The 25,714-nt window shown below is 70.6% G+C and carries 19 protein-coding genes and 3 pseudogenes; 8 read left to right on the top strand and 14 right to left on the bottom strand.

From position 1 onward, the window contains the following. Positions 1 to 77 precede the first annotated feature (77 nt). From ACZ49J_RS05595 to ACZ49J_RS05560, 8 genes are all read right to left on the bottom strand, one after another. Positions 78 to 1,115 carry a LacI family DNA-binding transcriptional regulator gene (locus tag ACZ49J_RS05595; protein ID WP_467448846.1) on the bottom strand — a complete coding sequence of 346 codons (1,038 nt, stop codon included), beginning with the start codon at positions 1,113 to 1,115 and terminating at the stop codon, positions 78 to 80. A gap of 96 nt (positions 1,116 to 1,211) precedes the next feature. Continuing rightward, complete coding sequence (locus ACZ49J_RS05590) at positions 1,212 to 3,284, bottom strand: alpha-L-fucosidase (protein ID WP_467448472.1); 2,073 nt, start codon at positions 3,282 to 3,284, stop codon at positions 1,212 to 1,214. A gap of 26 nt (positions 3,285 to 3,310) precedes the next feature. Then, positions 3,311 to 4,933 (bottom strand): hypothetical protein, encoded by a 1,623-nt coding sequence (locus ACZ49J_RS05585; protein ID WP_467448473.1) that lies wholly within the window; start codon positions 4,931 to 4,933, stop codon positions 3,311 to 3,313. After that, positions 4,930 to 6,012, bottom strand: coding sequence for an ABC transporter ATP-binding protein (locus ACZ49J_RS05580; protein ID WP_467448474.1), 1,083 nt, complete (start codon positions 6,010 to 6,012; stop codon positions 4,930 to 4,932). The genes ACZ49J_RS05585 and ACZ49J_RS05580 overlap by 4 nt, the downstream gene beginning before the upstream one ends. Further along, a complete protein-coding gene (locus tag ACZ49J_RS05575) occupies positions 5,996 to 7,096 on the bottom strand; it encodes an ABC transporter ATP-binding protein (RefSeq protein WP_467448476.1) in 1,101 nt (366 codons plus the stop codon). The genes ACZ49J_RS05580 and ACZ49J_RS05575 overlap by 17 nt, the downstream gene beginning before the upstream one ends. Next, positions 7,089 to 8,018 (bottom strand): ABC transporter permease, encoded by a 930-nt coding sequence (locus ACZ49J_RS05570; protein ID WP_467448478.1) that lies wholly within the window; start codon positions 8,016 to 8,018, stop codon positions 7,089 to 7,091. Before ACZ49J_RS05570 ends, ACZ49J_RS05575 begins: the two co-directional genes overlap by 8 nt. Positions 8,019 to 8,025: 7 nt before the next feature. After that, complete coding sequence (locus ACZ49J_RS05565; RefSeq protein ID WP_467448479.1) at positions 8,026 to 9,108, bottom strand: ABC transporter permease; 1,083 nt, start codon at positions 9,106 to 9,108, stop codon at positions 8,026 to 8,028. An 11-nt stretch (positions 9,109 to 9,119) separates the two neighbouring features. Continuing rightward, on the bottom strand, positions 9,120 to 10,763 hold the full coding sequence (locus ACZ49J_RS05560) for an ABC transporter substrate-binding protein (protein WP_467448482.1): 1,644 nt from the start codon (positions 10,761 to 10,763) through the stop codon (positions 9,120 to 9,122). 422 nt (positions 10,764 to 11,185) lie between these two features. Here ACZ49J_RS05560 and ACZ49J_RS05555 point away from each other — a divergent pair, with 422 nt between their 5' ends. After that, positions 11,186 to 14,248 (top strand): alpha-mannosidase, encoded by a 3,063-nt coding sequence (locus ACZ49J_RS05555; RefSeq protein ID WP_467448483.1) that lies wholly within the window; start codon positions 11,186 to 11,188, stop codon positions 14,246 to 14,248. Here ACZ49J_RS05555 and ACZ49J_RS05550 read toward each other — a convergent pair. Next, positions 14,245 to 15,039: pseudogene (locus ACZ49J_RS05550) on the bottom strand (IS481 family transposase); the annotation flags it as partial. The gene ACZ49J_RS05555 and the pseudogene ACZ49J_RS05550 overlap by 4 nt on opposite strands. A 54-nt stretch (positions 15,040 to 15,093) precedes the next feature. Between ACZ49J_RS05550 and ACZ49J_RS05545 the strand changes: the two are divergent. Beyond that, positions 15,094 to 15,921 (top strand): annotated as a pseudogene (locus ACZ49J_RS05545) (glycoside hydrolase family 2 TIM barrel-domain containing protein); the annotation flags it as partial. Between the two features lie 5 nt (positions 15,922 to 15,926). On the opposite strand, the gene ACZ49J_RS05540 reads toward ACZ49J_RS05545, so the two are convergent. Further along, complete coding sequence (locus tag ACZ49J_RS05540) at positions 15,927 to 16,997, bottom strand: DUF2235 domain-containing protein (RefSeq protein ID WP_467448484.1); 1,071 nt, start codon at positions 16,995 to 16,997, stop codon at positions 15,927 to 15,929. A 124-nt stretch (positions 16,998 to 17,121) separates the two neighbouring features. Between ACZ49J_RS05540 and ACZ49J_RS05535 the strand changes: the two genes are divergently transcribed. The 4 genes from ACZ49J_RS05535 (at position 17,122) to ACZ49J_RS05520 (ending at position 21,107) form a co-directional block, all read left to right on the top strand. Then, positions 17,122 to 18,291 (top strand): caspase family protein, encoded by a 1,170-nt coding sequence (locus ACZ49J_RS05535; protein ID WP_467448486.1) that lies wholly within the window; start codon positions 17,122 to 17,124, stop codon positions 18,289 to 18,291. Then, positions 18,288 to 19,562: a hypothetical protein gene (locus ACZ49J_RS05530; protein ID WP_467448487.1), complete on the top strand. Its 1,275-nt coding sequence runs from the start codon at positions 18,288 to 18,290 to the stop codon at positions 19,560 to 19,562. The genes ACZ49J_RS05535 and ACZ49J_RS05530 overlap by 4 nt, the downstream gene beginning before the upstream one ends. 32 nt (positions 19,563 to 19,594) lie before the next feature. Beyond that, positions 19,595 to 20,635, top strand: coding sequence for a ComEC/Rec2 family competence protein (locus ACZ49J_RS05525; protein WP_467448489.1), 1,041 nt, complete (start codon positions 19,595 to 19,597; stop codon positions 20,633 to 20,635). A gap of 112 nt (positions 20,636 to 20,747) precedes the next feature. Then, positions 20,748 to 21,107, top strand: a complete 360-nt coding sequence (locus ACZ49J_RS05520; RefSeq protein WP_467448491.1) for a cupin domain-containing protein — start codon at positions 20,748 to 20,750, stop codon at positions 21,105 to 21,107. A 24-nt stretch (positions 21,108 to 21,131) separates the two neighbouring features. Here ACZ49J_RS05520 and ACZ49J_RS05515 read toward each other — a convergent pair whose 3' ends face one another. Then, a complete protein-coding gene (locus ACZ49J_RS05515) occupies positions 21,132 to 21,968 on the bottom strand; it encodes an EamA family transporter (RefSeq protein WP_467448495.1) in 837 nt (278 codons plus the stop codon). 266 nt (positions 21,969 to 22,234) lie between these two features. Here ACZ49J_RS05515 and ACZ49J_RS05510 point away from each other — a divergent pair, with 266 nt between their 5' ends. Continuing rightward, complete coding sequence (locus ACZ49J_RS05510; protein ID WP_467448496.1) at positions 22,235 to 23,029, top strand: RNA polymerase sigma factor SigF; 795 nt, start codon at positions 22,235 to 22,237, stop codon at positions 23,027 to 23,029. Positions 23,030 to 23,244: 215 nt separating this feature from the next. Here the strand turns inward: ACZ49J_RS05510 and ACZ49J_RS05505 are convergent, their stop codons facing one another. Then, positions 23,245 to 23,589, bottom strand: a complete 345-nt coding sequence (locus ACZ49J_RS05505) for an ANTAR domain-containing protein (protein ID WP_467448498.1) — start codon at positions 23,587 to 23,589, stop codon at positions 23,245 to 23,247. Positions 23,590 to 23,724: 135 nt separating this feature from the next. Here ACZ49J_RS05505 and ACZ49J_RS05500 point away from each other — a divergent pair, with 135 nt between their 5' ends. Further along, complete coding sequence (locus ACZ49J_RS05500; RefSeq protein ID WP_467448500.1) at positions 23,725 to 24,417, top strand: UdgX family uracil-DNA binding protein; 693 nt, start codon at positions 23,725 to 23,727, stop codon at positions 24,415 to 24,417. A 20-nt stretch (positions 24,418 to 24,437) separates the two neighbouring features. Here the strand turns inward: ACZ49J_RS05500 and ACZ49J_RS05495 are convergent, their stop codons facing one another. Continuing rightward, a complete protein-coding gene (locus tag ACZ49J_RS05495; protein ID WP_467448502.1) occupies positions 24,438 to 25,232 on the bottom strand; it encodes an SAM-dependent methyltransferase in 795 nt (264 codons plus the stop codon). 179 nt (positions 25,233 to 25,411) lie between these two features. Then, a pseudogene (locus tag ACZ49J_RS05490) lies at positions 25,412 to 25,571 on the bottom strand (ATP-binding cassette domain-containing protein); the annotation flags it as partial. Positions 25,572 to 25,714 lie beyond the last annotated feature (143 nt).

Here is a 25,714-nt window from a genome sequence, read left to right as displayed (position 1 = left end):
CGTGTCTGGTGGACAAGAAGCGGGCCCGCGTCGAGGACGACGCATGGCAGGGACACGGAACGAACGGAGCGCGCGCGTCACGTCGAGGCGCGGACGATCAGTTCCGGTATCACCCAGGCGCCCTCACCCACCGCGGGCTCCTTGCCCTCGAGCATCTCCGTCACCTGTTCGACGGCCAGGCGCCCGACCTGGCGCTTGTCGATGCACAGGGTGCTCAGCGCCGGCTCGACCAGTTCCCCCAGGGTCAGCCCGTCGATGCCGAGGAAAGCGATGTCGTCGGGCACCCGCAGGCCGCGCCGGCGAGCGGCGCGCATGGCACCGATCGCGACGAGGTCGTTGAAGCCGACGACGGCGGTGACGTCCGGATGCCGCTCCAGCAGTGCCTCAAAGGCCCTCTCACCTCCCGCCAGGCTGTGGCCGCCGCACGGGACGAGCCAGTCCGGGCCCACCGGCAGCCCGTGGGCCCGGGCCTCGGCGAGGAAGTAGTCGCCACGAGGGCTGCGCGTCCCCGGGAGCGCGCAGTCCAGCATGCCGATCCGCCGGTGCCCGCGCTCCGTCAGATGGGCCACGCCCTGCCGCATGCCGGAGGCGAAATCGATGCCCACCGACCCGAACCGGGTCTCGTCCGGCGCCCGTTCCAGGAGCACGACCGGCAGACCGGAGGCGTACTGGGCCAGTACGTCGTCGTCGCTGTCGCAGTAGCCGACGATCGCGTCCGCCTGCCGCGCGAGCAGGTCGAGCGCCTCGCGCTCCTCCTCGGCGTCGTTGCGGGACTCGCACACCGTCACGTTCCAGCCCTGCGGCTTGGCCGACTCCAGCACTCCGGCCGCGACCTCCGGAAAGTACGGGTTGGCCAGATCGGAGATGATCAGTCCGACCATCACCGAACCGGCCCTCCTGAGGCCCTGGGCGTGCCGGCTGGGACGGTAGTCGAGGGAGCGTGCCGCCTCGAGCACCCGTTCCTTCGTCGCGGGATCGATCTCGCCCTTGTCGTTGATCGCGCGGGAGACAGTCTGCCGGGACACTCCGGCCAGGCTCGCGACGTCGAGTATCGTGGCTCGGCCCGCTCGCTTCAGCGGATGACGAGCGAGTCGCTCCTGTTTGCCCGGTACCACGCTCAACCGTCCTCGTATCTCGACGCCACTGGCACGCTCGTTCCGGCGACCGCCCGGACCAGGGGATTCAGCCCGTCCGAGCACTCTAACGCGGCCTCAGCCGACCGCGACGGCGAAGATGTGCACCCCTGGCTCCTCAGGACTGGCCCCCTCTCCGTAGCGGGGAAGTGTGATCGACTCGAGCGTCTTCGCGGGGTCGATCGGTGCCGCGCACCAGCCCACGCGGGCGGGTTCGTCCACGCGCCCGGTGGGCCGGTTGTGGTACGGCGTCGACACGACCGTCTGCGCGGCGGCCGGGTAGTCGCCCTCGCCGAGGGTGTCGAGGGCCAGCAGCGGGATCTCCTGCTGGGTGCCGTCCGTGTAGGTCGCGAGTCCCGGCCCGAAGCTGCGGTCCGCGGTACCGGCGAGCAGGAAACCGATCCGGGAGCCCGACCCGCCGATCCGGATGGTCTGGCCGTCGGCCCGCACGTTGTCCGGCTCGCCGGGAGCGACGTCGGGCCACCGGAACTCCAGGCCGCCATGCGCGACCGGGCCGCCGGGGACCACGCCGGCGGCGGCCAGTGCCTCGGCGGACAGGCTCATTCCGGTGCCGTCGAGGTCGGCGAGCCGGGGCGCGTCGTCGCTGCTGATCCCCCTGTTGTCGCGGGCCTCGGCGAAGGAGCTGTGGACAACGGGCTCGGGCACGGTCGGGTCCAGGAAGAGGGAGACTCCCAGCCCGGTCGCGACACGCGCGTCGAGGACACGCACCCGCACACCGTCGGACGTGACCGGGCGGGGAAGGGACACCAGACGCCGGTGCCCCACCGTGGTACCGGTCGCCACCCGCGTCCAGGCCCCCTCCAGCCGTGCGTCGACGGCGAAGGCCCCGACCTGCTGGCCCTGTGTGATGTCCTCGCCGAGGCCGACGACGTTGAAGGTCCGCGGTTCGGGCAGGTCGACGACGACCGCGTTCCCGGACGGGTCCCCGGCCGGCCGGGCGCCGGCCGCCAGGTCATGGCCGTACACCTCACGCAGGACGCGGCCGAACTCGGTGAGCCGCGCCACGTCCGGGCCGGCCAGCAGGCCGCGCCGGTCCGGTGGCACGTTGAGCAGCAGCACCGCGTTGCGGCCCACCGAGTGCCGGTACAGGTCCATCAGCCGGGGAAGCGACTTCACGGCCCCGTCCTGGGAGGTGTGGTGGAACCAGCCCGGCCGGATGGAGACGTCCACCTCGGCCGGGTACCACTTGAGGTAGTCCGCCCGACGCAGAGGGCCGGGGCCGGCCAGGTCGTGCTCCTCCTCCGCGACGGCGGTGGTCTGCCCGAACTCGGAGGGCTCGCCGCGCAGCGGTACGACGCTCCACTCGCTGTAGCGGGCGTACCCGCTCTCGTTGCCGACCCAGCGGACGTCGGGCCCACCGACCGCGCAGGTGGCGTTCGGCGCCAGCGCGCGCACCATGCCGAACCACGCGTCGTGGTCGTAGCTCTGCTTGGTGGCGGTCGGATCGGCGCCGTCCAGCCACACCTCGTTGATCGGCCCGTACTCCGTGAGCAACTCGTAGAGCTGGTTGAGGTAGTAGCGGTTGTAGTCGTCCACCGCGTAGGAGAAGGACGGCAACTCGCCCGACTCGACCCGGCCCGTCCGGTCGTCGCCGGGCACGAGGGTGGGGATCACCGAGTCGACCAGGGGGCTGCCGTTGCCGTAGCAGCCGTCGGGGGCGTGCGTCTGGTGCAGGTCGGCGGGGGAGAGGTACACCCCGAGGCCGAGGCCGAACTCACGGACGGCGTCGGCGAGTTCACGCACCACGTCGCCGCGGCCGGCGCGCCAGGGCGTGGCCGCCACCGAGTGACCGGTGTAGCGGCTGGGCCACAGGACGAACCCGTCATGGTGCTTGGCGGTCAGGATCACGGACCGGAAGCCGGCCTCCGCGAGGACGCGCACCCACTGGCGGCAGTCCAGCTCCGCCGGGTCGAACAGCGAGAGGTCGTCCAGGCCGGTTCCGCACTCCAGACCGGTGAAGGTGTTGATGCCGAAGTGCAGGAAGGCGACGAGCTCCTGACGCTGCCAGGCGACCTGCCGGGGCGCCGGCCGGACCAGTGACGCCTTGCGGCGCAGCTCGTCGTCGCTGTCGCCGGGGCCTACGGCGACCCAGAGGGCGGGGGAGGAGGGGCCGGGGGGTTCGGAGGTCATGGGGTTCCCTGATTCCCTGGGGCTGCTCACTGGGCGTGGTTGTCGTTGATCAGGCGGACGAAGGAGCGCGGGGTAACGACCTCGACGTGGGGACCCAGTCCGTCCACGACCGTCCGCACGTCGGTCAGGCTCTTCGTCCAGCAGTGCACCAGGACCAGCGTGTAGCCGTCGGCGGAGGACGGGTCGGCGGGCCGCTGGTTGATGTGGTCGATGAGCTCGGGTTCCTCGGTGAGGCCTGCCCACAGGACGTCCCGCTGTGCGATCACGGGCTTGTCGTTCACCCATCGGATGCCGCCCTTCGTTCCGGAGCCCTTCGGTCCGGGGCCGAAGTAGAACAGGGCGTCGATGTTGGGCTGCCGCAGATAGGGCGCCCACAGGTCGGAGCGCTTGAAGACCGGCGTGTCGTCGAGGATCTCGCAGATCCGCAGGTCCCCCTCGCCCATGTACGCGTTGAGAGTCGCCGCGTGGGCTTCGAGCGCGTCGGCGGTCATGTGACTCGGGTAGGTGTAGCCGCGGCCGCTGGGTCCGGCGATGAAGTCGTCCCGGCCCGGGCCGGCGGAGGCGTTCTCGTAGTACCAGCGCAGGGGACCGGGGGCCAGGTCGACCAGGGAGGGGCTGATGCCCCAGCCCACGTCGAAGCTCCCGCGCACCGGGTTCGCGAAGTACTCGTGCAGGCCCCACAGGTTCCAGGCCACGTTGTCGCCGTCGCTGATGACGAAGGTGACGTAGTGCTTGTCCGCGGTCACCGGGGCGGGCTGCGGCTTCTGGGTCAGGCCGTCGGTGCTGTGGATGCCGCTCATTACCGAGAGGTTGGGGGCCAGGTCGGAGGGGATGGAGGTGACGCCCTCCTCCGAGGCCTGCTGGATCATCGCGGTCTCGTCGTTGCCGTATCCCATCAGCGTGGCGGCGGGCCCCAGGTCGCCCAGCACGCCGGCGCGCCACTTGGTCACCCCGTCGTAGAAGGTGAAGGAGTCCGTCAGGGCGATGTAGTCGCGCAGGTGGTAGTAGACGGTCGAGTTCAGCTCCGCCGCGATGGTGTCGGCGAACAGGCCCCGATACGTCGCGTAGGCCCAGTGTTCGTCCTTGTCGGAGACGTCGAGCAGCAGACGGGTGACGCCGAGGGCCTGGACGGCGCTCTCCTGGCTCCGGTCGACGACGAGGGCGTTCAGGGGGCCGCTCAGGGAGGAGGCGACGTTGAGGGAGACGGGGTTGCCGGTCATGTCGTAGCGGATGTAACCGCGTACATGGCTCTGGAAGCGGGTCAGCAGCTGCTGCCACGTGGAGAAGGAGTCGTCGAGGACGATCCCGTAGGTGGTGTGGAGGTAGTTCTTCCACAGGGCCCCGGGACCGCCCTCGTCGATGAAGATGCCTTCGGGGGACGTCTTGGCGACCAGACCCTGGAGGCAGGCGACCAGGACCCGGTCCGGGTTGGTGGTGAGGCTGGAGGACGGAATCACGTCAAGCGAGCGCAGGGCGGTTCCCCTGGGCAACGCGATTCCGGTGCTGGTCGCCCCGCTCGCCCCGGTCGCCCCGGCGGAGCCGGCCTCCTGGACGGTGGCGGCCGCGCCGGCGGCGGTGGAGGGCGCGACGGCCGGCCCGGCGGAGGCGGCGAGGACCGACTTGCCGAGGGTTCTGCGGCTTATCTTCATGATCGTGCTCCTGTGAGGGTTCCGGCGGGGTACAGCCAGCAGTGCACCCACTGGCCGGTGGGCTGTTCGGTGCGGGCGGGGAACTCCGCGCGGCAGTCGTCGGTGGCGAACGGGCAGCGGGGGTGGAAACGGCAGCCGGGCGGCGGGGCGGCGAGGTTGGGCGGTTCGCCGGAGTCCTCGACGTCCGCGAAGACGGACCCGGCGCCGGCGCCCGCGGTGACGGTCCGGGCGGGGTCGGGCGAGGCGTCGAGCAGCAGGCGGGTGTAGGGGTGCTGGGGGTTCTGGATGATCTCCTCGGCCGGGCCGCCCTCGACCATCTGACCCGCGTACATCACGTGGATCTCCTCCGCCAGGTACCGGGCACCGGCGATGTCGTGGGTGATGTAGAGCAGAGCCATGTCCTCCTCGTCGCGGAGTCCGGCCAGCAGGTTGAGGATGTCGAGCCGCATCGACACGTCGAGCATGGAGATCGGTTCGTCACCGAGGACGACCTTGGGGCCGACCGCCAGGGCCCGGGCGATGGCCACGCGTTGCCGCTGGCCGCCGGAGAGTTCGTGCGGCAGCTTGCCGATGAAGTCGGCGGTGGGCGTGAGACTCACCCGCTCCAGGAGGTCGTGCATCCGCTCCTCGATGTCGTCGCGGCCGGCCCGGCCGTGGATGCGCAGCGCCCGCGCCAGGTTGTGGCGGACGGTGTGCATGGAGTTGAGGGAGGCGAAGGGGTCCTGGAACACCATCTGGACCTCGGAGTAGTACTCCCGGGCCGCCCGGCCGCGGCGTGGCCGGACCGGCTCGCCGCGCAGCCGGATCTCACCGGAGGTCGGGGTGTACATGAGCGCGAAGAGCCGGGCCAGGGTCGTCTTGCCGCTGCCGCTCTCACCGACCAGGGCGACGATCCGTCCGCGCCGCAGCCGCAGCGAGGCGTGCTCCAGGGCGCGTACGGTCGTCGTGCGGCCGAGGCCGGCGCGCACCGTGAAGTGCATGGAGACGTCCGCGGCCTCCAGGACCGGTGGTTCGGCGCCGGCGTCCGGCCCTTCGGCGTGGGCGCGCACGGCTGCACCGTCGTCAGTACCCGACAGCATCGTCGGTCTCCTTCCGTGCTCGCCGGAGGATCGTTGGCTGTGGCTGTGGCAGGTCCTGGGGCGGCGCCGCGGTGTGCAGCAGGCAGGCCGCCTGCTGCGTACCGGGCCCGCCGGGCCCGCCGACGTCATGGAGCACCGGGACCGTGGTGTCGCACGGCGCGAACCGGTGCGCGCATCGGGGGTGGAAGGCGCAGCCGGAGGGCGGGTCGCGCAGGTCCGGCGGAGAGCCGGGGATGCCGCTGAGCCGGCGGACCGGTTCCCGCAGCGGAGGGAAGGAGGCCCGCAGGCCCTCGGTGTAGGGGTGCCTGGGCCGGTGGTAGAGGTCGAAGGCGGTACCGACCTCGACGATCCGGCCCGCGTACATGATGGCGATCCGGTCGGCGAGTTCGACGAGCAGGGACAGGTCGTGGGTCACGAACACCACGGCGAAACCGAGCCTCCCGCGCAGCCTCAGGATGTTGGCGAGGATCTGACGCTGCATCACCACGTCGACGGCTGTGGTGGGTTCGTCCATCACGACGAGGTCGGCGCCGCAGGCGAGCGCGAGGGCGATGGTGGCGCGCTGCCGGGTGCCGCCCGAGAGTTCGTGCGGGTAGCGGTTCGCCTGCTCGGCGGTGAGGCCGACGAGGGCGAGCAGTTCGCCGGTGCGGGTCCGTGCCTCCTGGCGGCCGAGTGCCCGGTCGTGTTCGCGCAGGACGTCGGTGAACTGGGCACCGAGCCGCATGACGGGGTTGAGGGCGTTCATGGCGCTCTGCAGCACGATGGCCAGGTCCCGCCAGCGGAGTCTCCTCAACTCCCGCTCGGTCAGGCCCACCAGGTCGAGGGGTTCGGCCGCGCCCCGGGGGCGGAAGAGGATCTGGCCGGCCGTGGTCACGGCGGGCGGCCGTTCCAGCCGGGTGAGGGCGGTGATCAGGGTGGACTTGCCCGAGCCGGACTCGCCCGCTACGCCGAGGATCTCGCCGCGGCGCACCGTGAAGGAGAGGTCGTCGCAGGCGCGCACGGCCCCTCGTTCGGAGACGTACTCGACGGTGAGTCCGCGTACGTCCAGCAGGGTCGTGCGGCCACCGTTGTCCTCGTCAGGCATGGGTCATCTCCTTCGCCTGCCGTGCGTCCCGCTCCTTCGCCCGCCGTGCCCGACGCGTCCGCTTCACCAGGACCCGGTTGGCGTCGCGCAGCCGCGGGTTGGAGATCTCGTCGACCGCGAAGTTGATCAGAGCGACGGAGGCGCCGAGCAGCGCGATGCACAGGCCCGGCGGGGCGAACCACCACCACATGCCGCTGATGAGGGCGTTGCCCTGCTGCGCTTCGCTGATCATGACGCCCCAGCTGACGGTGGAGGCGCTGGACACCCCGAGGAAGGCGAGGCTGGACTCGGCCAGCACGCCTGAGATGAAGCCGGTGAGGAACATGGCGGATATCCAGCCCGTCAGATGCGGCAGTACCTCGACCATGGCCAGCCGCCAGCGGCTCTCGCCGAGCATCCGCATCGCGTGCACGAAGTCCCTGCCGCGCAGGCTCAGGGTCTGCGACCGCAGCGCCCGGGTCCCGCCCGCCCAGCCGAAGACGCCGATGATGACGCCGATGGCAACCGGGCCCGCGCCCTGGGTGTAGCCGCTGATCACGAAGATCAGCGCGAAGGAGGGCATGGTGAGGAAGACGTTGGTCAGGCCGGTGAGGGCGGAGTCCACGACGCCGCCCGCCAGACCCGCGGTCACCCCGACGACGACGGCGATGAAGGTGCCGAGCACGGAGGCGACCAGACCGGCGATCATCGACTCGCGCGCCCCGGTGATGACCTGGGCGAGGACGTCGTGTCCGCTCGCGGTGGTGCCGAGGAGGTGTTTCCCGCCGGGCGGGGAACTGACGGCGTCGAGGTCCAGTGCTGTAGCACTCTGATGGAGCAGATGCTCCGTCATCCACGGTCCGGCGAGGGCGAGCACGCAGAAGAAGGCGAACACGGTGAGGCCGAGCCGCACCTTCCAGCCGGCCAGCAGTCGCTTGGTCATCGGGGCGTCACCTCACTTCCCTGGTGCGGGGGTCGAGCAGCGCGTAGAGCGAGTCCGCCAGGAAGTTGGCGAGCAGCACGGTGAGGGTGATCAGCAGGAACACGGCCTGCATGGTCGGGTAGTCGCGCTTGGAGACCGCGTCGAACAGCAGGAATCCCATGCCGGGGTAGGAGAAGACGATCTCCGTGAGCAGGGAGCCGCCGACCAGTCCGCCGATGGCGAGGGCGAAGTTGGTGACGCTCGGCAGCAGCGCGTTGCGGGCCGCGTACCGCAGCATGACCTTCCAGCCGGGCAGTCCCTTGGCCCGGGCGAGCAGGACGAAGTCCTCGCTGAGCGTGGTGACCATCATGTTGCGCTGGCCGAACACCCAGCCGCCGAACCAGGAGAACACGATGGTGGCGACGGGCAGCAGTCCGTAGTGCAGGGTGCCCAGGAGGAAGTCCGCGTTGAAGCCGGGCACGCTGTCCGGGGGGTAGCCGCCGGAGACGGGGGCCCAGCCGAGCTGGACGGCGAAGATCCACACGCCCAGCAGGGCGACCCAGAAGTACGGTACGACGCTGAGGACGGTCGACAGCGGGGTCACCACGGTGTCGAGGCGGCGCCCCGGCCGCCAGCCGACGACAATGCCGAGCCCCACGCCGATGACGAACGAGATGACCGTGGTACTGCCGACGAGGGCCAGTGTCCACGGCAGCGCCGCCTTGACGAGGTCCGCCACCGGCACCGGGTACTGGCTGACGGACAACCCCAGGTCGCCGTGGGCGAGTTCGCCGAGGTAGCCCAGGTACTGGGAGAACAGGGACTGGTCGGGGTTGCCGAAGAGCAGCTCGACGGAGCGGACGGTGGCGGCCGAGGGCGGGGTGCCGGTGCGCTCGGTCATCGCCTGGAGGATGGCGCTCGCCGGGTTCCCCGGCATCAGCCGGGGAATGAAGAAGTTCAGCGTGATCGCGATCCAGCTGACCAGGAGATAGAAGCCGAGGCGGCTGCCGAGCCAGCCCAGCCGTCCCCGGCGGCGGGCCGGGCGGTCGGCCGGCCCGGCCTCACCTTTCGGGGCGAGGCCGGCGTCCGCGGCGGTCAAGGGGGCGGTCATGGGGACTCCCGTCAGCCCTTGGCGGGCTTGAGGCGCAGGAGCGTGGTGATGAACTCCGAGCCCGACCCGGTGTTCGCGAGGTAGGACGGGTTCTCGGCGTCGGGCCATCCGGTCCACCGCAGGCTGCTGGCCACCCCGGCCGCGCCCGAGGCGAAGAGCGGGATGGTGGGCACCTGGTCCACGAAGATTGCCTGGGCCTGCTTCGAGAGGGCCTTGATCCGGGACTGGTCGTCCGTCCCGGCGATCTGGCTGAGGATCCTGTCGAACTCCGCGTTCTTCCAGCGCATGGTGTTGTTGCCGCCGACGGACTCGGTGCCGAGCGGCTGCGCGAGGCGCCCGTCGAACTGCTGGAGGGCGTAGTACATGCTGTCACCGCGGGACAGCCAGGTGGCGGCCATGTCGAACTTGCCCTTGTTGATGTCGGAGCCGGTGTTGGCGCCGGATCCGCCGTTGAGGGTGACCTTGATGCCGAGGCTCTGTTCGATCTGCTGCACCACGAGCTGGCCGATGGTCTTCAGGAACGGCGTGTCGCTGGGGGCGACATAGGTGATCGGGTACTTCTTGCCGTCCTTCGTCAGCGCGCCGCCGCTCACGCTCCAGCCGCCGGCCCGCAGATCCGCCTCGGCCGCGGCGACGTCCTGCGTGCGCGGAGCCAGGTACTTGGGGTCGATCCATCCTTCATAGGTCTTGGTCGACAGCCCGGTTGGGCTGGCGGGCGGCTGGGTGAGGGGGAGTTTGCTGGAGGAGAGCTTGGCGATCGCCTCGATGTCCACCGCCTTCGCGAAGGCACGGCGTACGTTGACGTCGTTGAAGGGCGCCTTGGCGTTGTTGAGCATGACGGAGACCACGGACCCGTCCCACGCCATGATGAAGTGGTGCTTCTTGGGGTCGGAGGCGATGTAGCTCTTGGCGTCGATGTCGCAGGTGCAGAAGTCGATGCTGTTGTTCTGCAGTTGTGTCTGGACGTTGGCGCTGGTGGCGGCGACGTACCGCAGACTGCGCATGGCGGGCTTGCCGCCCCAGTAGTCGCCGCGGGAGGCCATCGTGACCGCCTGGGGCGAGAACGTCCTCATGCTGAACGGGCCGGTGCCGACCGGCTTCTTGTCCACGTAGGTCAGCGGGTTGCGGCCGGCCCAGAGCTTCTTCTCGACGATGTTGATGTTCTTGATGTTGACCAGCGACTGGTACGCGGGGTCCTTCCAGGTGACCGCCACCTTGTCGGACCCCACCGCCTTGACCGAGGTGTAGTCGGCTCCGGCCACCTTGGGGTTCTTCAGGGGCAGTTGGAGGCTGTAGAGCACGTCCTGCTGGGTCAGCGGGTTGCCGTCGGAGAACGTGACACCGGGCCGGATGGTGAAGGTCGCCGTGCGGCCGCCGTCCGACCAGGCCCATGACCTGGCCAGCCAGGGCATGAGCGTGCCGCCCTTCGCGCGGTTGGTGGCGACCAGCGGCTCGTAGATGATGTTCAGCCCCGGTCCGGTCTCCGAGGCGCTGAACGGGTTGAAGTTGTTGGTGAAGGTCGGGGCACTGTTGGGCGCCTCGACGGTGATCGTGCCCGCGGCCCCCGGCGTCTGCTTCGTGGCGCCCGACGAGCAGGCGCCGAGCGACAGGGCCAGCCCGAGTGCGACGGCACCCGGCCACAGCCGCTTTCTCATGTGTGTTCCTTCCACGCTTGTACGACTCTCGGCGTGCTCTTCGCGACGCGGGATGTGGCCTGGATGTGCTGGGCCGACCAGAAGGAGAAGGTACGAATACATCGGATCTCTAGCCGTGCGGGGCCCGGAAGGGCGGCGCACGCCGATAACGATCCCGGGATCGTTCACGGGCTTCGTTGCGAACCGACTATGGGCGGGGTTCAGCCGGTTGTCAACACCCCTGGCGCAACCTGGATAAGCCGAGGTGGCAAGGGTGTGGGGAAACCGCTTGCGGGAGTCTGGGGCATTCGCCAGGCGTGGCCGGGGAGTTGTGCGGCCGCCGGGCATTGACACCTCTCAGTCTCGGTGTAAGCCTCAGAAAGATCCGATGACTGGGGGAGTCGCTCAGGCCGTGACCCTCCGACGCCACAGGGAGCATCCCCATGCATGACGACAGGAGCCTGATCGAGACCAGGCTCGCGCAGGCACTTCGGGAGCGGATCCGGCCGCGGATCCACCCCCGGTCGGTGCCTTTGGACGTGCAGGCGTGGAGCGCCCCCGGCGAACCCGTACCGGTGGCCGAGGGCCTGACCGCGCCGTACGAGCCGGTGAAGGCCGGCCAGGCCTGGGGGCGCCCCTGGGGAACCGTCTGGTTCCGCGTCCGGGGCACCGTGCCCGACGACTGGGCCGGGTCGGCCGTCGAGGCCGTGCTCGACCTCGGCTTCACCGGCGCCGGCCCCGGTTTCCAGGCCGAGGCGCTGGTGTACCGCCCGGACTCCACGGCCGTCAAGTCACTCAATCCGCGCACCCGTTGGGTACGGATCACCGACAAGGCCGGGGGCGGGGAGGAGATCCTGCTGTATCTGGAGGCCTCGTCGAACCCGGAGATCGACGGCCCGGTGAGCCTCATGGGCGACTGGGACACCGCCGGGGACGACCCGCTCTACCGGCTGCGACGGATGGACCTGGCGGTCTTCGACACCGAGGTGTGGGAGCTGGTCCAGGACTTCGAAGTGCTGCAGCAGCTGATGCTGGAGCTGTCCGTCGACGATCCCCGCCGCTGGGAGATCCTGCGCACCCTGGAACGCGCCGTCGACGTCCTCGACTTCCGCGGCGACGTGAACGCGGCCGCATCCGAGGCCCGCGGTGTGCTCGCCGGGGCCCTGGCACGGCCCGCGCACTCCTCGGCCCACCGGATCAGCGCGGTCGGCCACGCCCACATCGACTCGGCGTGGCTGTGGCCACTGCGCGAGACGGTCCGCAAGGTCGCCCGTACGACGGCCAACGTCACCGATCTCATGGACCGCGACCCGGAGTTCGTCTTCGCGATGTCCCAGGCACAGCAGCTCGCCTGGATCAAGGAGCAGCGGCCCGAGGTGTACGCCCGGGTCAGGGAGAAGGTGGCGAGCGGGCAGTTCGTGCCGGTCGGAGGCATGTGGGTGGAGGCGGACACCAACATGCCGGGCGGCGAGGCGATGGCCCGTCAGTTCACCCACGGCAAGCGGTTCTTCCTCGACGAGTTCGGCATCGAGACCGACGAGGTCTGGCTCCCCGACTCCTTCGGCTACTCCGCCGCGCTGCCCCAGCTGGTGCGGCTGTCGAACTCCACCTACTTCCTGACCCAGAAGATCTCCTGGAGCCAGTTCAACAAGTTCCCGCACCACACCTTCTGGTGGGAGGGCATCGACGGCACCCGCGTCTTCACCCACTTCCCGCCGGTCGACACCTACAACGCCTCCTTCACCGGCGCGGAGATGGCGCACGCGGTGCGCAACTTCCAGGAGAAGGGCTCGGCCACCCGTTCCCTGGTGCCGTTCGGCTGGGGCGACGGCGGTGGCGGACCCACCCGCGAGATGCTCGCCCGCGCCCGGCGCCTCGCCGACCTGGAGGGGTCGCCGCGTGTCGCGATCGAACCTCCGTCGGCGTTCTTCGCCAAGGCCCGCGCCGACTACCCGAACGCCCCGGTGTGGCTGGGCGAGCTCTACCTGGAGCTGCACCGCGGAACGTACACGTCCGTCGCGACGACCAAGCAGGGCAACCGGCGCAGCGAACACCTGCTGCGCGAGGCGGAGTTGTGGTCCGCGACGGCCGCCGTGCGGAGCGGGTTCCCCTACCCGTACGAGCGGCTGGACCAGCTGTGGAAGACCGTGCTGCTGCACCAGTTCCACGACATCCTGCCCGGGTCGGGCATCGCGTGGGTCAACCGCGAGGCCCGCGCCACCTACCGGGAGGTCATGACCGAGTTGGAGGACATCATCGGCGCGGCGCAGCGGGCGCTGGCCGGTGACGGTTCGGCGGACGGCAGCGTGGTCTTCAACGCGGCCCCGCACGCACGGGACGGGGTGCCTGCGCTGGGAGGCGCCCGCCGGGAAGCCCGGCGCCCGGAAGCGCCGCCGGTCACCGCCGCCCGCTCCTCGGAGGACGGCCACGTGCTCGACAACGGCCTGGTACGTGTCGTCATCGACCACCGGGGCCTCGTCACCTCCGTGCGCGACGCCGCCACGGGACGCGAGGCGATCGCCCCGGGAGGCTACGGCAACCTGCTGCAGATCCACCCCGACCTGCCGAACAACGGCGACGCGTGGGACATCGACCACTACTACCGCCACACCGTCACCGATCTGACGGACGCGCAGGAGGTGACGCCGGCCGAGGCCTCTCCGGCCGCCGCGAGCGTGAAGGTCGTCCGTCGCTTCCGGTCGTCGAGAGTCGAGCAGACGCTGCGGCTCGCCGCCGGTTCGCCACGGCTCGACATCGACACCACCGTCGACTGGCGGGAGACCCGGACGGTCCTCAAGGCCGCGTTCGCGCTCGACGTCCACACCGACCACTCCACCTCGGAGACGCAGTTCGGGCATGTGCGGCGCCCCGCGCACACCAACACCTCCTGGGACGCGGCCAAGTTCGAGATCTGTGCCCACCGCTGGATCCACGTGGGTGAACCCGGCTACGGCGTGGCCGTCGTCAACGACTCGACGTACGGGCACGACGTCACGCGGACGCGGCGGGACGAGGACACCGGCGGGGACGGAGGCGTCACCACCACCGTGCGGCTGTCGCTGCTGCGCGCGCCGACCTTCCCGGACCCCGACCCCGACCAGGGAGTGCACCGGCTCGGCTACGCGCTCGTGCCGGGCGCGACGATCGGCGACGCGGTCCGTGAGGGGTACCGCGTCAACCTGCCCGAGCGTGAGGTGCGCGGAGACGCGGAGACCGCCCCGCTGGTCGCCCTGGACAACGACGCCACCGTCATCGAGGCGGTCAAGCTGGCTGACGACGGCTCCGGCGATGTCGTCGTCCGGCTCTACGAGGCGCACGGCGGCCGCGCGCGGAGCGTTCTCACCCCCGGTTTCGCCACGGCCGGGGCGATGGAGACGGACCTGCTGGAACGGCCGTGGACCGGCCGGCCACCGCGGCCCGCGGTCACCGCCGTAGGCGAGGACGGCGCCGTCGAACTGGACCTGAGGCCGTTCCAGATCGTCACGCTGCGGCTGCCCCGCGCCTAGGTGTATTGACCTGGAGCGTTGTTCACACGGCTGATCGGTGGGTGGCCGCCGAGTGCGGTGCGGCAGCGGTGGTGGTTGTAGGTGTGCAGGAAGTCTGCCAGGGCGTCGGTGTGCTCGGTGTTGCTGTTGTAGGGCCGCAGGTAGGCCCACTCTTCGAGCAGGGTGCGGTTGAAGCGTTCGACCTTGCCGTTGGTCTGCGGCCGGTAGATGCGGGTGAGCTTGCCCATCGCGCCGAAATCGGCCAGAGCCTGCCGCCGGGCGAAGCTCTTGCGGTAGGGCCAGGCGTTGTCGGTCAGGACCCGCTCGATGCGGTCGATGCCCGACGCAGCGGAGAAGACCGCGGCCCGGCGCAGGAAGGCGGCGCAGATGTCGGCTTTCTCGTCCGGGTGGATCTCGCTGTAGGCGAGGCGGCTGTGGTCGTCGACGGCTGAGTGGATGTAGTCGAAGCCCATGCTGTTGCGTGTGGCGCGGCCGGCCTGGCGGCCCAGCGTCTTGTGGCCGCCGCCGTCGGGGATGCGGCCGAGTTTCTTGACGTCCACGTGGACCAGCTTGCCGGGCCGCTCGCGTTCGTAGCGGCGGATGACCTGGCCGGTGGGCCGGTCCAGGAAGGACAGGCGGTTCAGGCCGTGCCGGAGCAGGATGCGGTGGACGGTGGAGGCGGGCATGTGCAGGATCGGGCCCAGCCGGGCGGGACCGAGCGACGCCCGTGCACCGCCGGGTTCCTGCCCGCGGGATGGCACGTCTCCGGGGAACTCGAGGACCCGCGGGGCACGGTCCGGCCGCTCGTCCCGGAACCCGTCGAGGCCCGCCGTGCCTAGGACTGGCGGGGCCAGGCCACCCTGACCGCCACCGTCCCCGACGTTCGCGCATGGACCGCCGAGACCCCCGAGCTGTACGGACTGACACTCCGGCTCCACCGCCCCGACGGCACCGTCGTGGACCGGGCGCGCTGCCGCGTCGGTTTCCGCACGGTCGAGATCCGCGGCCGGGACCTGCTCGTCAACGGCGAGCGGATCTTCCTCCGGGGCGTCAACCGGCACGACTTCCACCCGCTCACCGGACGCGTCGTGACCGAGGCCGACCTGCGCGCCGACCTGACGACCATGAAACGGTTCGGCTTCAACGCCGTGCGCACCTCGCACTACCCCAACGATCCCGCGCTGCTCGACCTCGCCGACGAACTCGGCCTGTACGTGGTGGACGAGGCCGACATCGAGAGCCACGGACACTACGACGAGATCGCCCACGACCCCGGCTACCGCGCCGACTTCCTCGAACGGGTGGCGCGGATGGCGACCAGGGACAAGAACCACCCGAGCGTCGTCGTCTGGTCGCTGGGCAACGAGAGCGGCTACGGCCCCCATCACGACGCCGCGGCCGGCTGGCTGCGCCGCTACGACACCACCCGCCCGCTGCAGTACGAGGGAGCGCTCGCCGACGGCTGGTCCCGGCCGGGACCAGCCACCGGCATCGTCTGCCCCATGTACCCGCCGATCGAGCGGATCGTCGCGCACGCCACCTCGGGTGAGCAGACCAAGCCGCTGATCCTGTGCGAGTACTCGGTGGGCACGGCGTCCTGCGGCCCTGACACCCTCCCTCCCTACCTGGTGGGGCCGGGCCGCCACCACCGGTCGTGGACCCTGCGAGGACAGCCCACCACGAGGCGCTCGTAAGGCGCTCAGCCGTGGGCGACCAGCCAGTCCTTGTCCGACCAGGTCACCGTGGCGGGGATGCGGGCCCCGTACGCCGGATCCCTCTCCACTCGCGCACCGACGCTCGCGTGGACGTGCGCATCCGCCGGCAGGCGACGCCGCCGATAGGTGAGCAGGGCCCAGATCCGGCCCGTGCGGTGCCTCTTGCCGAAGGCGTGCTCGGGGGCGAGGCACAACTCGCGGGCGTACGCGCCCGGCTTCAGCCGGAGGCCCGCGTCGAGGGCGCCGTCCACGACCCATTTGAGGGCGATGGTGGCGAGCCGGGGATCGTCCTCGAAGGTCCCGCCGACATCGGAGTGCACCCCGGCGAACCATACCTGCTCGACCGCGTCGGGCACGGGCCGCTCCCTGTCTCCCGAGGTGACGAGGTACTCCCGGTAGGGTCGGCGCTTCTCGTCGATGGACACGGCGTGGCGGACCCGGCGGACGTTCGGGATCCGGCGGGTGTACAGCCAGTGCAGGTTCCACCGCAGGATGCCCGCCGCCTTCACCGAGTCCCAGATGCCCAGGTATTCCACCTCAATCGCGGAACGCCCGTCGGCGGAATGACAGAAGGCCCCGGTGAAACGGTGGAGTTGGTCCCAGTCGTCCGGTGCCCAGTCCTTGTTCTTGGCGTACACGGACACGGCGTACGGGACGAGGTTCTCCATGCCCGGCCGCATCAGCCCGACCGCCCGGAGCATGCCCACGAGCGCCCGTGCCGTGTACGCGCCGCGGCTGAACCCGAAGACGAGGATGCGGTCGCCCGGTTCGTAGTGGCGCATCAGATAGGTGTACGCCTCGGCCAGGTTGGTCTTCAGACCCGAGCCGAAGGCGAGACCGAACAGCTTGGACAGGGCGCGGCTGACGGGGGTCCAGGCAGCGGCAGCCGAGAACGTGCCCACGCCGGGGTCGTAGTAGGCGATCTGCCGCTCGGGATCGGAGACGTCCAGCATTTCGAAGAGCCGGACCACATTCGTGTTCCCTTTCGCCTTCAACTGGTTTCCCGTGCCGTCCAGACAGATCACGAGATTTCTTCCGGCGGGTGCCTCGGCCATGGCGCACCTCAGGTGGGAATCGGGCTCGATGATGTGTGCTTCTCAACGCCTTATCAGGGCATATCCCCTCCCAAGGAATATAGTAGGAGAAACGTGGTGTCGCAGAGGAACCACCGGAGGAACCATGGCCGGTTCCGTGATCCATCTCGATGGCGAGACCACCTCTCCGTGCACCCACGCGCTGGTCATCGGCGTCGGCAAGTACCCACGGCTGGCCGGGGGCGAGGCGCCCGTCGCGGACCCCGACGGAATGCGGCAGCTCAGCTCGCCCCCCGTCTCCGCACGGGCCTTCGCCGACTGGCTTCTCGCGGACTACCACGACCCGCTCAAGCCGCTCGGCAGCGTCGCCCTGCTGCTCAGCGAGGACCAGCCGGCCCCGTACGTGAACCCCCGGACCCGGTCACCCCACGACGTCGACGTCGCCACGATCGGCAACATCCTGGAGGCGGTCCGGCAGTGGTACGACCGCGGGAACAGTCACATCGACAACCGTCTCGTCTTCTACTTCTGCGGACACGGAATCTCGCAGGGAGAGGACATGTCGCTCCTGGCCGCCGACATCTTCGAGGACGAGCACAACCCGCTCAACGGGGCTCTCGACTTCGCGGGCCTGATGAACGGGCTCAAACGCTGCAAGGCCACCCAGCAGGTGTTCTTCGTGGACGCCTGCCGCTCCAACTCCGATGTGCTCATCGAGAGTTCGGGCACGCGGTTCGCCGGACAGCTGCCGCTCGGGGCGGGCACGCGCCCACTGGACCTGCCGCGGCGGTTCCACATCCCGTACTACGCCACGCTGGCCGGGGACCGCTCGCACGCGCGCCCCGGGCAGGTGAGCCTGTTCACGGAGGCCCTGCTGAGGAGCCTCGCCGGCGCGGCGAGCGACGACCCCGAGGGCGACTGGCGGGTCAACACCTCCCATCTACTGGAGGCGATCGACCACTTCATGCACCAGCCGCGCTTCGCCGGCGCGGTCGCGGGCGTCCAGGTCCCCTCGGTCGGCGAACTCCCCGTGTTCGTCCTCCACCAGCTGCCCGGTCCGCCGGTCGTCCCGGTGTACGTGGGCTGCGATCCCGCGCAGTGCAACGCCGAGGCCGAGTTCGTCTGCCGCGAGGGCGGGTGCGAGCGGCTGCGCCGGGCGCTGGACGACGTGGACGACACGGACCCGGAGAGCGAGTGGATCATCGAACTGCGCAGCGGGAACTACGACTTCGAGGCACGGCTCGGTGACCAGGTGCTGACCAAGACCGTCACCGTACGGCCGGTGTTCCGGCGTGTGCACCTGGGGAAGCGATGAGTGCCGCCCTCAGCGTGACCGTGGCGCTGAACCTCCACGAACCCGACGTCTCCGACGGGGCGACGGTCGTCGGCAGCATCTACCCGTCCGACGGAGGCCGGGCCGCCCACCGCAACGTCCTCTTCCCGTGCGGGACCTCGGCACCGCCGGTCCGGTACGAGGTCGACGCCGGCCACTACGTCGTCTCGGCGACGCTGCCCTCCGGCGTCGTGCTCTCCAAGGACGTCGAGGCACGCGAGGGCGCGGAGACCTCCGTGACGCTCCGCACCGGCCGCTCACCCTACGAGTCGCACTCCTGGCAGTACCTCATGGGCAACATCGAGCCCTACGACGCGTACCACGACGACAAGGTCGTCCCGGTGCCCCGCTCCCTCGGTTCGCGCTCCGGGGTGAGCGGCCTCGCCTCGCCCGGCCGGGCGGTGTGGGTCGGCGACCCGAAGGCCACCGCCTGGCACTTCGCCCAGATGCTCGCTCTGTCGGACCGGCGCGTCCGGCAGCCCGCCGCACTGGACATCGCGCGGTCCTCGCCCCACGGCATCCCCAGCCTCCAGCTGGGCGACCCGGCCGCACGGCTCTACCGCTTCGGCCCGCACGGCCCTGTCGACGAGCGCGGCGAGCCCACCTTCGGCCTGCCCACGGGGCGCCGCCAGTTCCTCGTCGTCTCCCTGGCCGGCGTCGAGTACCTCGTCACCCTCCCGGTGCCGTGGGGCTCCGCTCAGGTCGAGGTCCTCGTCAACGAGCGGCAGAGCCCCACCGGCAGCGCCGTCTCCGTGACGGTGCGCGACCGCCGTGTCGGACCCGCCCTCGGGTACATGGCCCGCGGCGCCTTCGACGCGGCAGCGACCCTCGTCCGGGACGCGGAGTCGATGCTGTACGGCGAGATGGAGAACACCCTCGCGGCCGTGGCCGGCGCGTACGTCCTGGTCGGCAGCGAGCTGACGGAGGAGCCGCAGCGCTGGGACCCGTGGCTCGACCGGCTCCGCGCCGGGTTCGACTGGCTCCCCGACGGATCGTTGCTGTGGGCGATGCGGCACCTGCGCCGGGCGCACACGGAGACGGAGCGGTGGGAGGCGCGGGACGCGCTCGTGGAGGCCTACGACCGGGGTGTCCCGTTGTTCACCCTTGGCCTGAGCCGGCTCATCCACGGGCTCGCCGAGTTCCCCTACGACCTGGAGTGCGCGCACCGCTTCAACGACGCCCGCAGACTGTCGTACCACGTCGACACGCGGGAACCGTTCGTGATCGTGGCCCTCCGGGGGAGACAGCAGTGATCAGGCGGAGGTTGTGACGCGGTGAGGCGGCGATGATCAGGTTCACGATGATGCCCGGCGAGGACGGCGACTGCCTGCTCCTGGAGTACGGCGACGACACCTCTGTGCGCCGGATCCTTGTCGACGGCGGCCGCACGGGCACGTACCCGCGCGTCAAGCCGACGCTCGCCTCTCTGGACGGGCTCGTCGACGTCCTCGTCGTCACCCATGTCGACCAGGACCACATCCTGGGCGTGCTCGCGCTGATGGACGACCCCGACCGGCCGGTGGAGTTCGGGGACGTGTGGTTCAACGGCTTCGACCACCTGCTGGACACCGAGGGGTTCGGCGCCCGGGACGGCGAGAAGCTCACCACCGCCCTCCTGGCGGGGCGGGTGCCGTGGAACGACGCGTTCGGTGGGCGCGGCGTCGAGGTCGGACGACCGCTCGGCTGGTTCGACGACGGATCCACACTGGAGGTGCTCTCGCCGGACCGGGGGCAGCTGGAGCGACTGGCCCCCGCCTGGGTCAAGGAGTGTGCCCGGCACGGCCTCATCCCCGGCCGTGACCCCGACGAACTCCCGCCCGTGGCCGGCTTCGAGCAGTTCGGCGGGGTGGACGTCGACGAACTCGCCGCGTCGCCGTTCAAGCCGGACACGTCGAGGACGAACCTCACGAGCATCGGCCTGCTCTTCGAGTACGAGGGCCGGCGTCTCGTCCTCACCGGCGACGCGGACGACCGCCGGCTCGTGGCGTCGCTGCGGCCCCGGGCCGAGGCCGAGGGCGGTCGCCTCCACGTGGACGCCCTCAAGGTCGCCCACCACGGCAGCGGCCACAACCTCTCCAACGAACTGCTCGGGCTGCTGGACTGCGACCGCTATCTCATCTCCACGAGCGGTGCCCGGCACGCCCACCCCGACGACATCGCCATGGCCCGCATCCTCAAGCACGGCGGCACCGAGAAGGAGCTCGTCTTCAACTACCGCGACCGTGCCGCGATGTGGGACGTCGAGGCCCTCAAGGACCGCTTCGGCTACACGGTGACGGCACCGGGGCCGGACGAGGACGACGGGTTCGTCAGCCTGGACCTGTGAGGTCCGGCATCGTACGGCCGGCGGGCCGCCACGCGGTCCCCCGGATGGCACCGCCGGTTTGACAGGCGGACGATGGAGACAGGACCGGAACGGCTGGGACGGAGGAGCCGTCATGATTGAGGCAAAGATGGTTGGCAAGCCCGACGAGCGGCGCGATTACCCGCGTGGCCACTTGGAGGCGGTCCACCTGACCGGACTGGACTTCGCTGTGGCCACCTTCGAGCCCGGATGGCGCTGGACGGAGTCGGTGGGCCCGATCCAGGGCACCGAGAGCTGCCAGTTCCACCACAACGGGTACGTCGTCCAGGGGCGCCTGCGCGTCCGCATGGACGACGGTGAGGAGGCCGAGCTCGAAGCCGGTGAGGCGTTCGTCGTCACGCCCGGGCACGACGCCTGGGTCGTGGGTGACGAACAGTGCGTGGTGTACGACTTCGCGGGCGGCATGGCGAAGGACTACGCCAAGAAGGAATAGCCGGCGAGTCCCGCACGCCCGCGGTCATCCGAGTGTCAGCAGGACGATCGCCGCCGCCGCGCTCACCAGGCCGACCGCCTGGCCGCGCGACACGCGCTCGTCCAGCAGGGTCACGCCGAGGAGGGTGGGGACCGCCGGGTACAGGGAGGCCAGGACGACGGCGAGAGCGAGCATCTGCCGCTGGGCCGCCCACAGGTACAGGATGAGCCCGAGGGCGGCGCCCGCACCGGTCGCGAGAGCCTTGCCCCACGCCTCCGGCGGCTGCCGGAACCGGGCCGCGCACCTGCGGGCGTTCGGTAACAGCAGGAGCACGGCGGCCAGCCGTCCCGCCGCCACGGGCCACACCCCGCTCGCCGCGCCCGCCTGGGCCAGACCGATGTACTGCACGGCCACCCCCAGGCTGGCGAGGAGCCCGTCCACCGACGCTCGCGCCGTGCCCTCGGCGCGGGCGCCGGTACCGCCGGACACCAGCCACAGGGCCGGCACCGTGACGCAGATGCCCAGCCACGCCATGAGGGTGGGCCGGTCCCCGAGGAAGACGACACCGCACACCACGGACAGCGCCACCCCGGTCACGGCGCTCACGGGGACCACGACGCTCATGCTCCCGCGGCTCAGCCCACGGTTGAGGAAGTGCATCGCGGCGCCGCTGCCCACCCCCGACACCGCGCCCCACAGCAGATCCGCGGACCGCACCTGCGCCGCGGGAACCAGCAGCGCGACCCCGACCGCCAGGATCAGCCCGCCGAGCTGCCCCAGGAAGCTCACCACCGCGAAGTGGACCCGGCGGGACAGCACCCCGCCCGCGTAGTCGACGACGCCGTACACGAGCGCCGAGGCCAGCGCGAGGTAAGCACCCATCCGGGGTGGGTTCCCCGGGCCGCGCTGCAGAACCCACCGCTTCGTCCGCCGGCCCTCGGCCGCGAACCCACCGTGAAGCGACCGTTCAGCGATCAAATAGTCCGGATTGTTTTGTTCGTCGCGAAAGAGGGAATTGACCGTTTAGTGCTTCGGACAGGAGGCACGTCCGTGGGAGCTGGTGCGCCAGGCCCCGGGTGTCTCCCGTGCGGTTCGCGCGCCCTCCCATGGTGACTGCCCGTTCACTCGTGGAGGGAGATGCGACACACATGCGCATCACCGTCAGAACGAAGCAGCACCCACACGACGACGCCCCCGACACGGCCGACGCGTTCGACAGGCTCCGTGCGCTCGAGGACGGACCCGAGCGCCAGGCGTTGCGCGACGAGATCGTCCAGGCATGGCTGCCCATGGCCGAGCGGATCGCCGTACGGTTCCGGGGACGCGGCGAGTCCCTCGAAGACCTCTGCCAGGTAGCCGCGCTCGGCCTCGTCAAGGCCGTCGACCGGTACGACCCGGTGCGGGGAAACGCCTTCGAGAGCTACGCCGTCCCCACCATCACCGGCGAGATCAAGCGGCACTTCCGGGACCACATGTGGGTCCTGCACGTACCGCGCCGTGTCCAGGATCTGCGCAACCGGGTCCGCTCGGCGGCGAAGGAGCTCTCGCAGGAGGTCTCCGGGCACAGCCCGACCGTCGCCGAGATCGCCGAGTACACCCACCTCAGCGAGGAGGACGTGCTCGTCGGCATGGAAGCCCTGGATTGCTTCAGCACCCTGTCGCTGGATGCCGAGCTCCAGGGCAGCGACGACGGCTTCTCGCTCGGGGACGCCCTCGGCGGACCCGACCTCGGCTTCGACCTCGTCGTCGACCGCGAGTCCGTCAAGCCGTGCCTGCGCGCGCTCCCCGAACGCGAGCGCACCATCCTCTACCTGCGGTTCTTCCGTGGCATGACCCAGAGCTGCATCGCGCAGCAACTCGGTATCTCCCAGATGCACGTCTCCCGGCTGATCAGCGGCTGCTGTGCGCGGTTGCGCGACGAGATGCTCACCGAGTCCGTCTGACCCGTGAGAAGGCATGGTGCTCAATCCATCCGCCCGGCCGGGAAACCTCGACCGGGCGGCCGGATGGCGAGCTCACTGTCGAACCCTCCCGGGACGGGCTCGTCAGAAGGATGCCTCAACGCTTCGAACTAACCAGGATGAAGCGGATGAAACGCGTGGGGGTCGCCCGAGCGACCCCCACGCGTCCGTCTGCCCCCCACCTAGGGCGCTGTTGGCTACTCCGGGAGCTGGGTCGGCCCGTAGCGGTCGAGGGTGTCCTCCAGCTCGGCCCGGATGTCCGGCGGAAGTTCCCCGCTGCGGCCCCAGATGATGATCATCTCGGCTATGTTGCGCAGCTTGATGTTCGTGTGCTGCGAGACCTCCCGCAGCACCGACCAGCCCTGGTCGGGCGTGACCCGGCCCCAGGCGACCATCATCCCGATCGCCTGGTCCACCACGGCGTGCGAGGTGACGGCCTCCTTGAGCTGATGGACCTCTTCCTCGAGCTCGAAGATCCGCTCGGTGGCGTCGGTCGCCGTCTCCGGGAGTCCGTTGCCTTCCGGATGGATCTGTGAGGGCATCGTCCCTCCCGCGTGACGCGAGCCGTGTCTTGTCTCCATGGCACTGCGCCGAGCGTCTGTCCGCATCTCGGGGGGCCTTCCCGACGCTTTCGCCGCGCCCGAGGGGGGTACTCGGGCGGCTGGAGGTGACGTCGCATGTGCCCTTCGAAGACCGCGAGGGAACAGACGGGGGACAGCCAGGCCTACGACGCCGGCCCCTATCTGCCCCGCAGCGGTGGCCTCGCCGCGCACCGGCGCGCCGCCGCCCGCTGCCAGGGCTGCCCCCTGCACGAGAACGCCACCCAGACCGTCTTCGGCACGGGCTCCGAGTCCGCCCGCATCGTCCTGGTCGGTGAGCAGCCAGGGGACCAGGAGGACAAGCGGGGCGAACCCTTCGTCGGACCGGCCGGGCGGCTCCTCGGCAGGGCGCTGGAGGACGCCGGTATCGACCGCGACGAGGCGTACGTGACCAACGCGGTCAAGCACTTCAAGTTCACCGTGGCACCGGGCGGAAAACGCCGTATCCACAAGGCGCCGGACCTGCGCGAGGTCTCCGCCTGCCGTCCCTGGCTGCAGGCCGAACTGCACCTGCTGCGTCCCGACGTCGTGGTGGCGCTCGGGGCGACCGCGGGCAAGGCCCTGATGGGCAGCTCGTTCCGGGTCACCAAGGACCGTGGCGCCCTGCTCCGGATGCCCGGGGAGGAGGAGGGCGCGTACGTCGTGGCGACCCTCCATCCGTCGGCGATCCTGCGGGCCTCCGACGAGGACCGGGAGGCCGCGTACGCGGGGCTGGTCTCCGACCTCGGCGTCGCCGCGAAGGCCCTCGCGGAGAGCGAACCGACGGCCTGACCGGCCGCAGGCGAACAGTCCTACGGCTTGCGGGCGACCCCTCCGAAGCTGTCCACCTCGGTCGGCAGGTGGGCGTCGGCCTGTTCCGGGCGCCACTGGGCGACGGAGAGCAGGCCGGGCTCCAGCAGATCGAGACCCTCGAAGAAACGGGCCAGCTGGTCCGGGGTGCGATTGGTGCGCGGGTTGTCGCTCGCCTCGTTCCAGCGCTCGATCATCGCGCGCATGGCCTGGGGCCGGTACACCTCCGTGCTGTCGCAGAACACGAGGTGGCTGCCGGACGGCAGCGCGTCCACGAGCCGTCCGACGATTCCGTACGCGCTGTCGTCCGGGACGTGGGCGGCGATCCCCAGCATCATCAGCGCGATCGGCCGGTCGAAGTCCAGGGTGTCGGCCGCGCTCCGCAGGATGACGTCAGGGCAGCGCAGATCGGCGTCCACGTAGGCGGTGGCGCCCTCGGGGGTGCTGTTGAGCAGGGCCGTGGCATGCGCGAGCACGACAGGGTCGTGGTCCACGTACACGATCCGCGCGTCCGGCGCGATCCGCTGGGCCACCTCGTGGGTGTTGTCCAGCGTCGGCAGGCCCGTGCCGACGTCGAGGAACTGGCGTATGCCGGCCTCTGTGGTCAGGTGCGTGACGGTGCGGCGCAGGAACGCCCGCTGGGCGCGGGCGATGTCGACGATCTCCGGGTTCACCTTGCGGATCTCGTCGCCGACCTGGCGGTCGATCTCGTAGCAGTCCTTGCCGCCGAGCCAGTAGTTCCAGATCCGGGCCGAGTGCGGCACGTTGCTGTTGATCAACGGGCGGTCTTGTCGCACGGGTGCTCCCGGGGTCGGTCTCTGCGAACACCAACCAGCCTAATCACACGGGTGGTTGGCCGGCGAGGAATTTGATGATCTTGACGGTGTGACGGCGTCGTCACGCCCCACGCGGTGGGCGGCCACCGGAGGCGACCGCGCCCTGCCGTACGGGACGCGCGCACGCGACCACAGCCACCGCGTCCACCGCGGGCGTCCGTGCCGGCCGGCTCGTCTGCGAAGGTCACCCGCGGTTCGGGTGACCGGCGCCCGGGCGATCGCCACCCGCTGCCGCTGCCCTCCGGACAACCGGTCGGGCCGGTGTCCGAGCCGGTCACCGGGATCGGCCGCCGTCAGGATTCGGCCGTGCCCGCCCGCTGCGCCGAACCAACTCATGCCTCCCCGTCCCGCACGCCTCGTGCCTCGCCGACGACCCTACGGAGGGTGGGGTCGGGGCACATGGGGCGCAGAGTCCGTATCGGCGGGTGTACTCAGCGACACCC

Source organism: Streptomyces sp. NPDC030840, assembly GCF_055572015.1.
This window is presented reverse-complemented; position numbering and strand designations above follow the sequence as displayed.

Bases quoted from the DNA above. Each gene is read 5' to 3' on its own strand.
- ACZ49J_RS05555 (WP_467448483.1), top strand. From the start codon at position 11,186: ATGCATGACGACAGGAGCCTGATCGAGACCAGGCTCGCGCAGGCACTT.
- ACZ49J_RS05580 (WP_467448474.1), bottom strand. From the start codon at position 6,012: ATGCTGTCGGGTACTGACGACGGTGCAGCCGTGCGCGCCCACGCCGAA.
- ACZ49J_RS05525 (WP_467448489.1), top strand. From the start codon at position 19,595: ATGATCAGGTTCACGATGATGCCCGGCGAGGACGGCGACTGCCTGCTC.
- ACZ49J_RS05540 (WP_467448484.1), bottom strand. From the start codon at position 16,997: ATGGCCGAGGCACCCGCCGGAAGAAATCTCGTGATCTGTCTGGACGGC.
- ACZ49J_RS05505 (WP_467448498.1), bottom strand. From the start codon at position 23,589: ATGCCCTCACAGATCCATCCGGAAGGCAACGGACTCCCGGAGACGGCG.
- ACZ49J_RS05520 (WP_467448491.1), top strand. From the start codon at position 20,748: ATGATTGAGGCAAAGATGGTTGGCAAGCCCGACGAGCGGCGCGATTAC.
- ACZ49J_RS05585 (WP_467448473.1), bottom strand. From the start codon at position 4,933: ATGAAGATAAGCCGCAGAACCCTCGGCAAGTCGGTCCTCGCCGCCTCC.
- ACZ49J_RS05530 (WP_467448487.1), top strand. From the start codon at position 18,288: ATGAGTGCCGCCCTCAGCGTGACCGTGGCGCTGAACCTCCACGAACCC.
- ACZ49J_RS05535 (WP_467448486.1), top strand. From the start codon at position 17,122: ATGGCCGGTTCCGTGATCCATCTCGATGGCGAGACCACCTCTCCGTGC.
- ACZ49J_RS05515 (WP_467448495.1), bottom strand. From the start codon at position 21,968: ATGGGTGCTTACCTCGCGCTGGCCTCGGCGCTCGTGTACGGCGTCGTC.
- ACZ49J_RS05510 (WP_467448496.1), top strand. From the start codon at position 22,235: ATGCGCATCACCGTCAGAACGAAGCAGCACCCACACGACGACGCCCCC.
- ACZ49J_RS05575 (WP_467448476.1), bottom strand. From the start codon at position 7,096: ATGCCTGACGAGGACAACGGTGGCCGCACGACCCTGCTGGACGTACGC.
- ACZ49J_RS05565 (WP_467448479.1), bottom strand. From the start codon at position 9,108: ATGACCGCCCCCTTGACCGCCGCGGACGCCGGCCTCGCCCCGAAAGGT.
- ACZ49J_RS05570 (WP_467448478.1), bottom strand. From the start codon at position 8,018: ATGACCAAGCGACTGCTGGCCGGCTGGAAGGTGCGGCTCGGCCTCACC.
- ACZ49J_RS05500 (WP_467448500.1), top strand. From the start codon at position 23,725: ATGTGCCCTTCGAAGACCGCGAGGGAACAGACGGGGGACAGCCAGGCC.
- ACZ49J_RS05590 (WP_467448472.1), bottom strand. From the start codon at position 3,284: ATGACCTCCGAACCCCCCGGCCCCTCCTCCCCCGCCCTCTGGGTCGCC.
- ACZ49J_RS05560 (WP_467448482.1), bottom strand. From the start codon at position 10,763: ATGAGAAAGCGGCTGTGGCCGGGTGCCGTCGCACTCGGGCTGGCCCTG.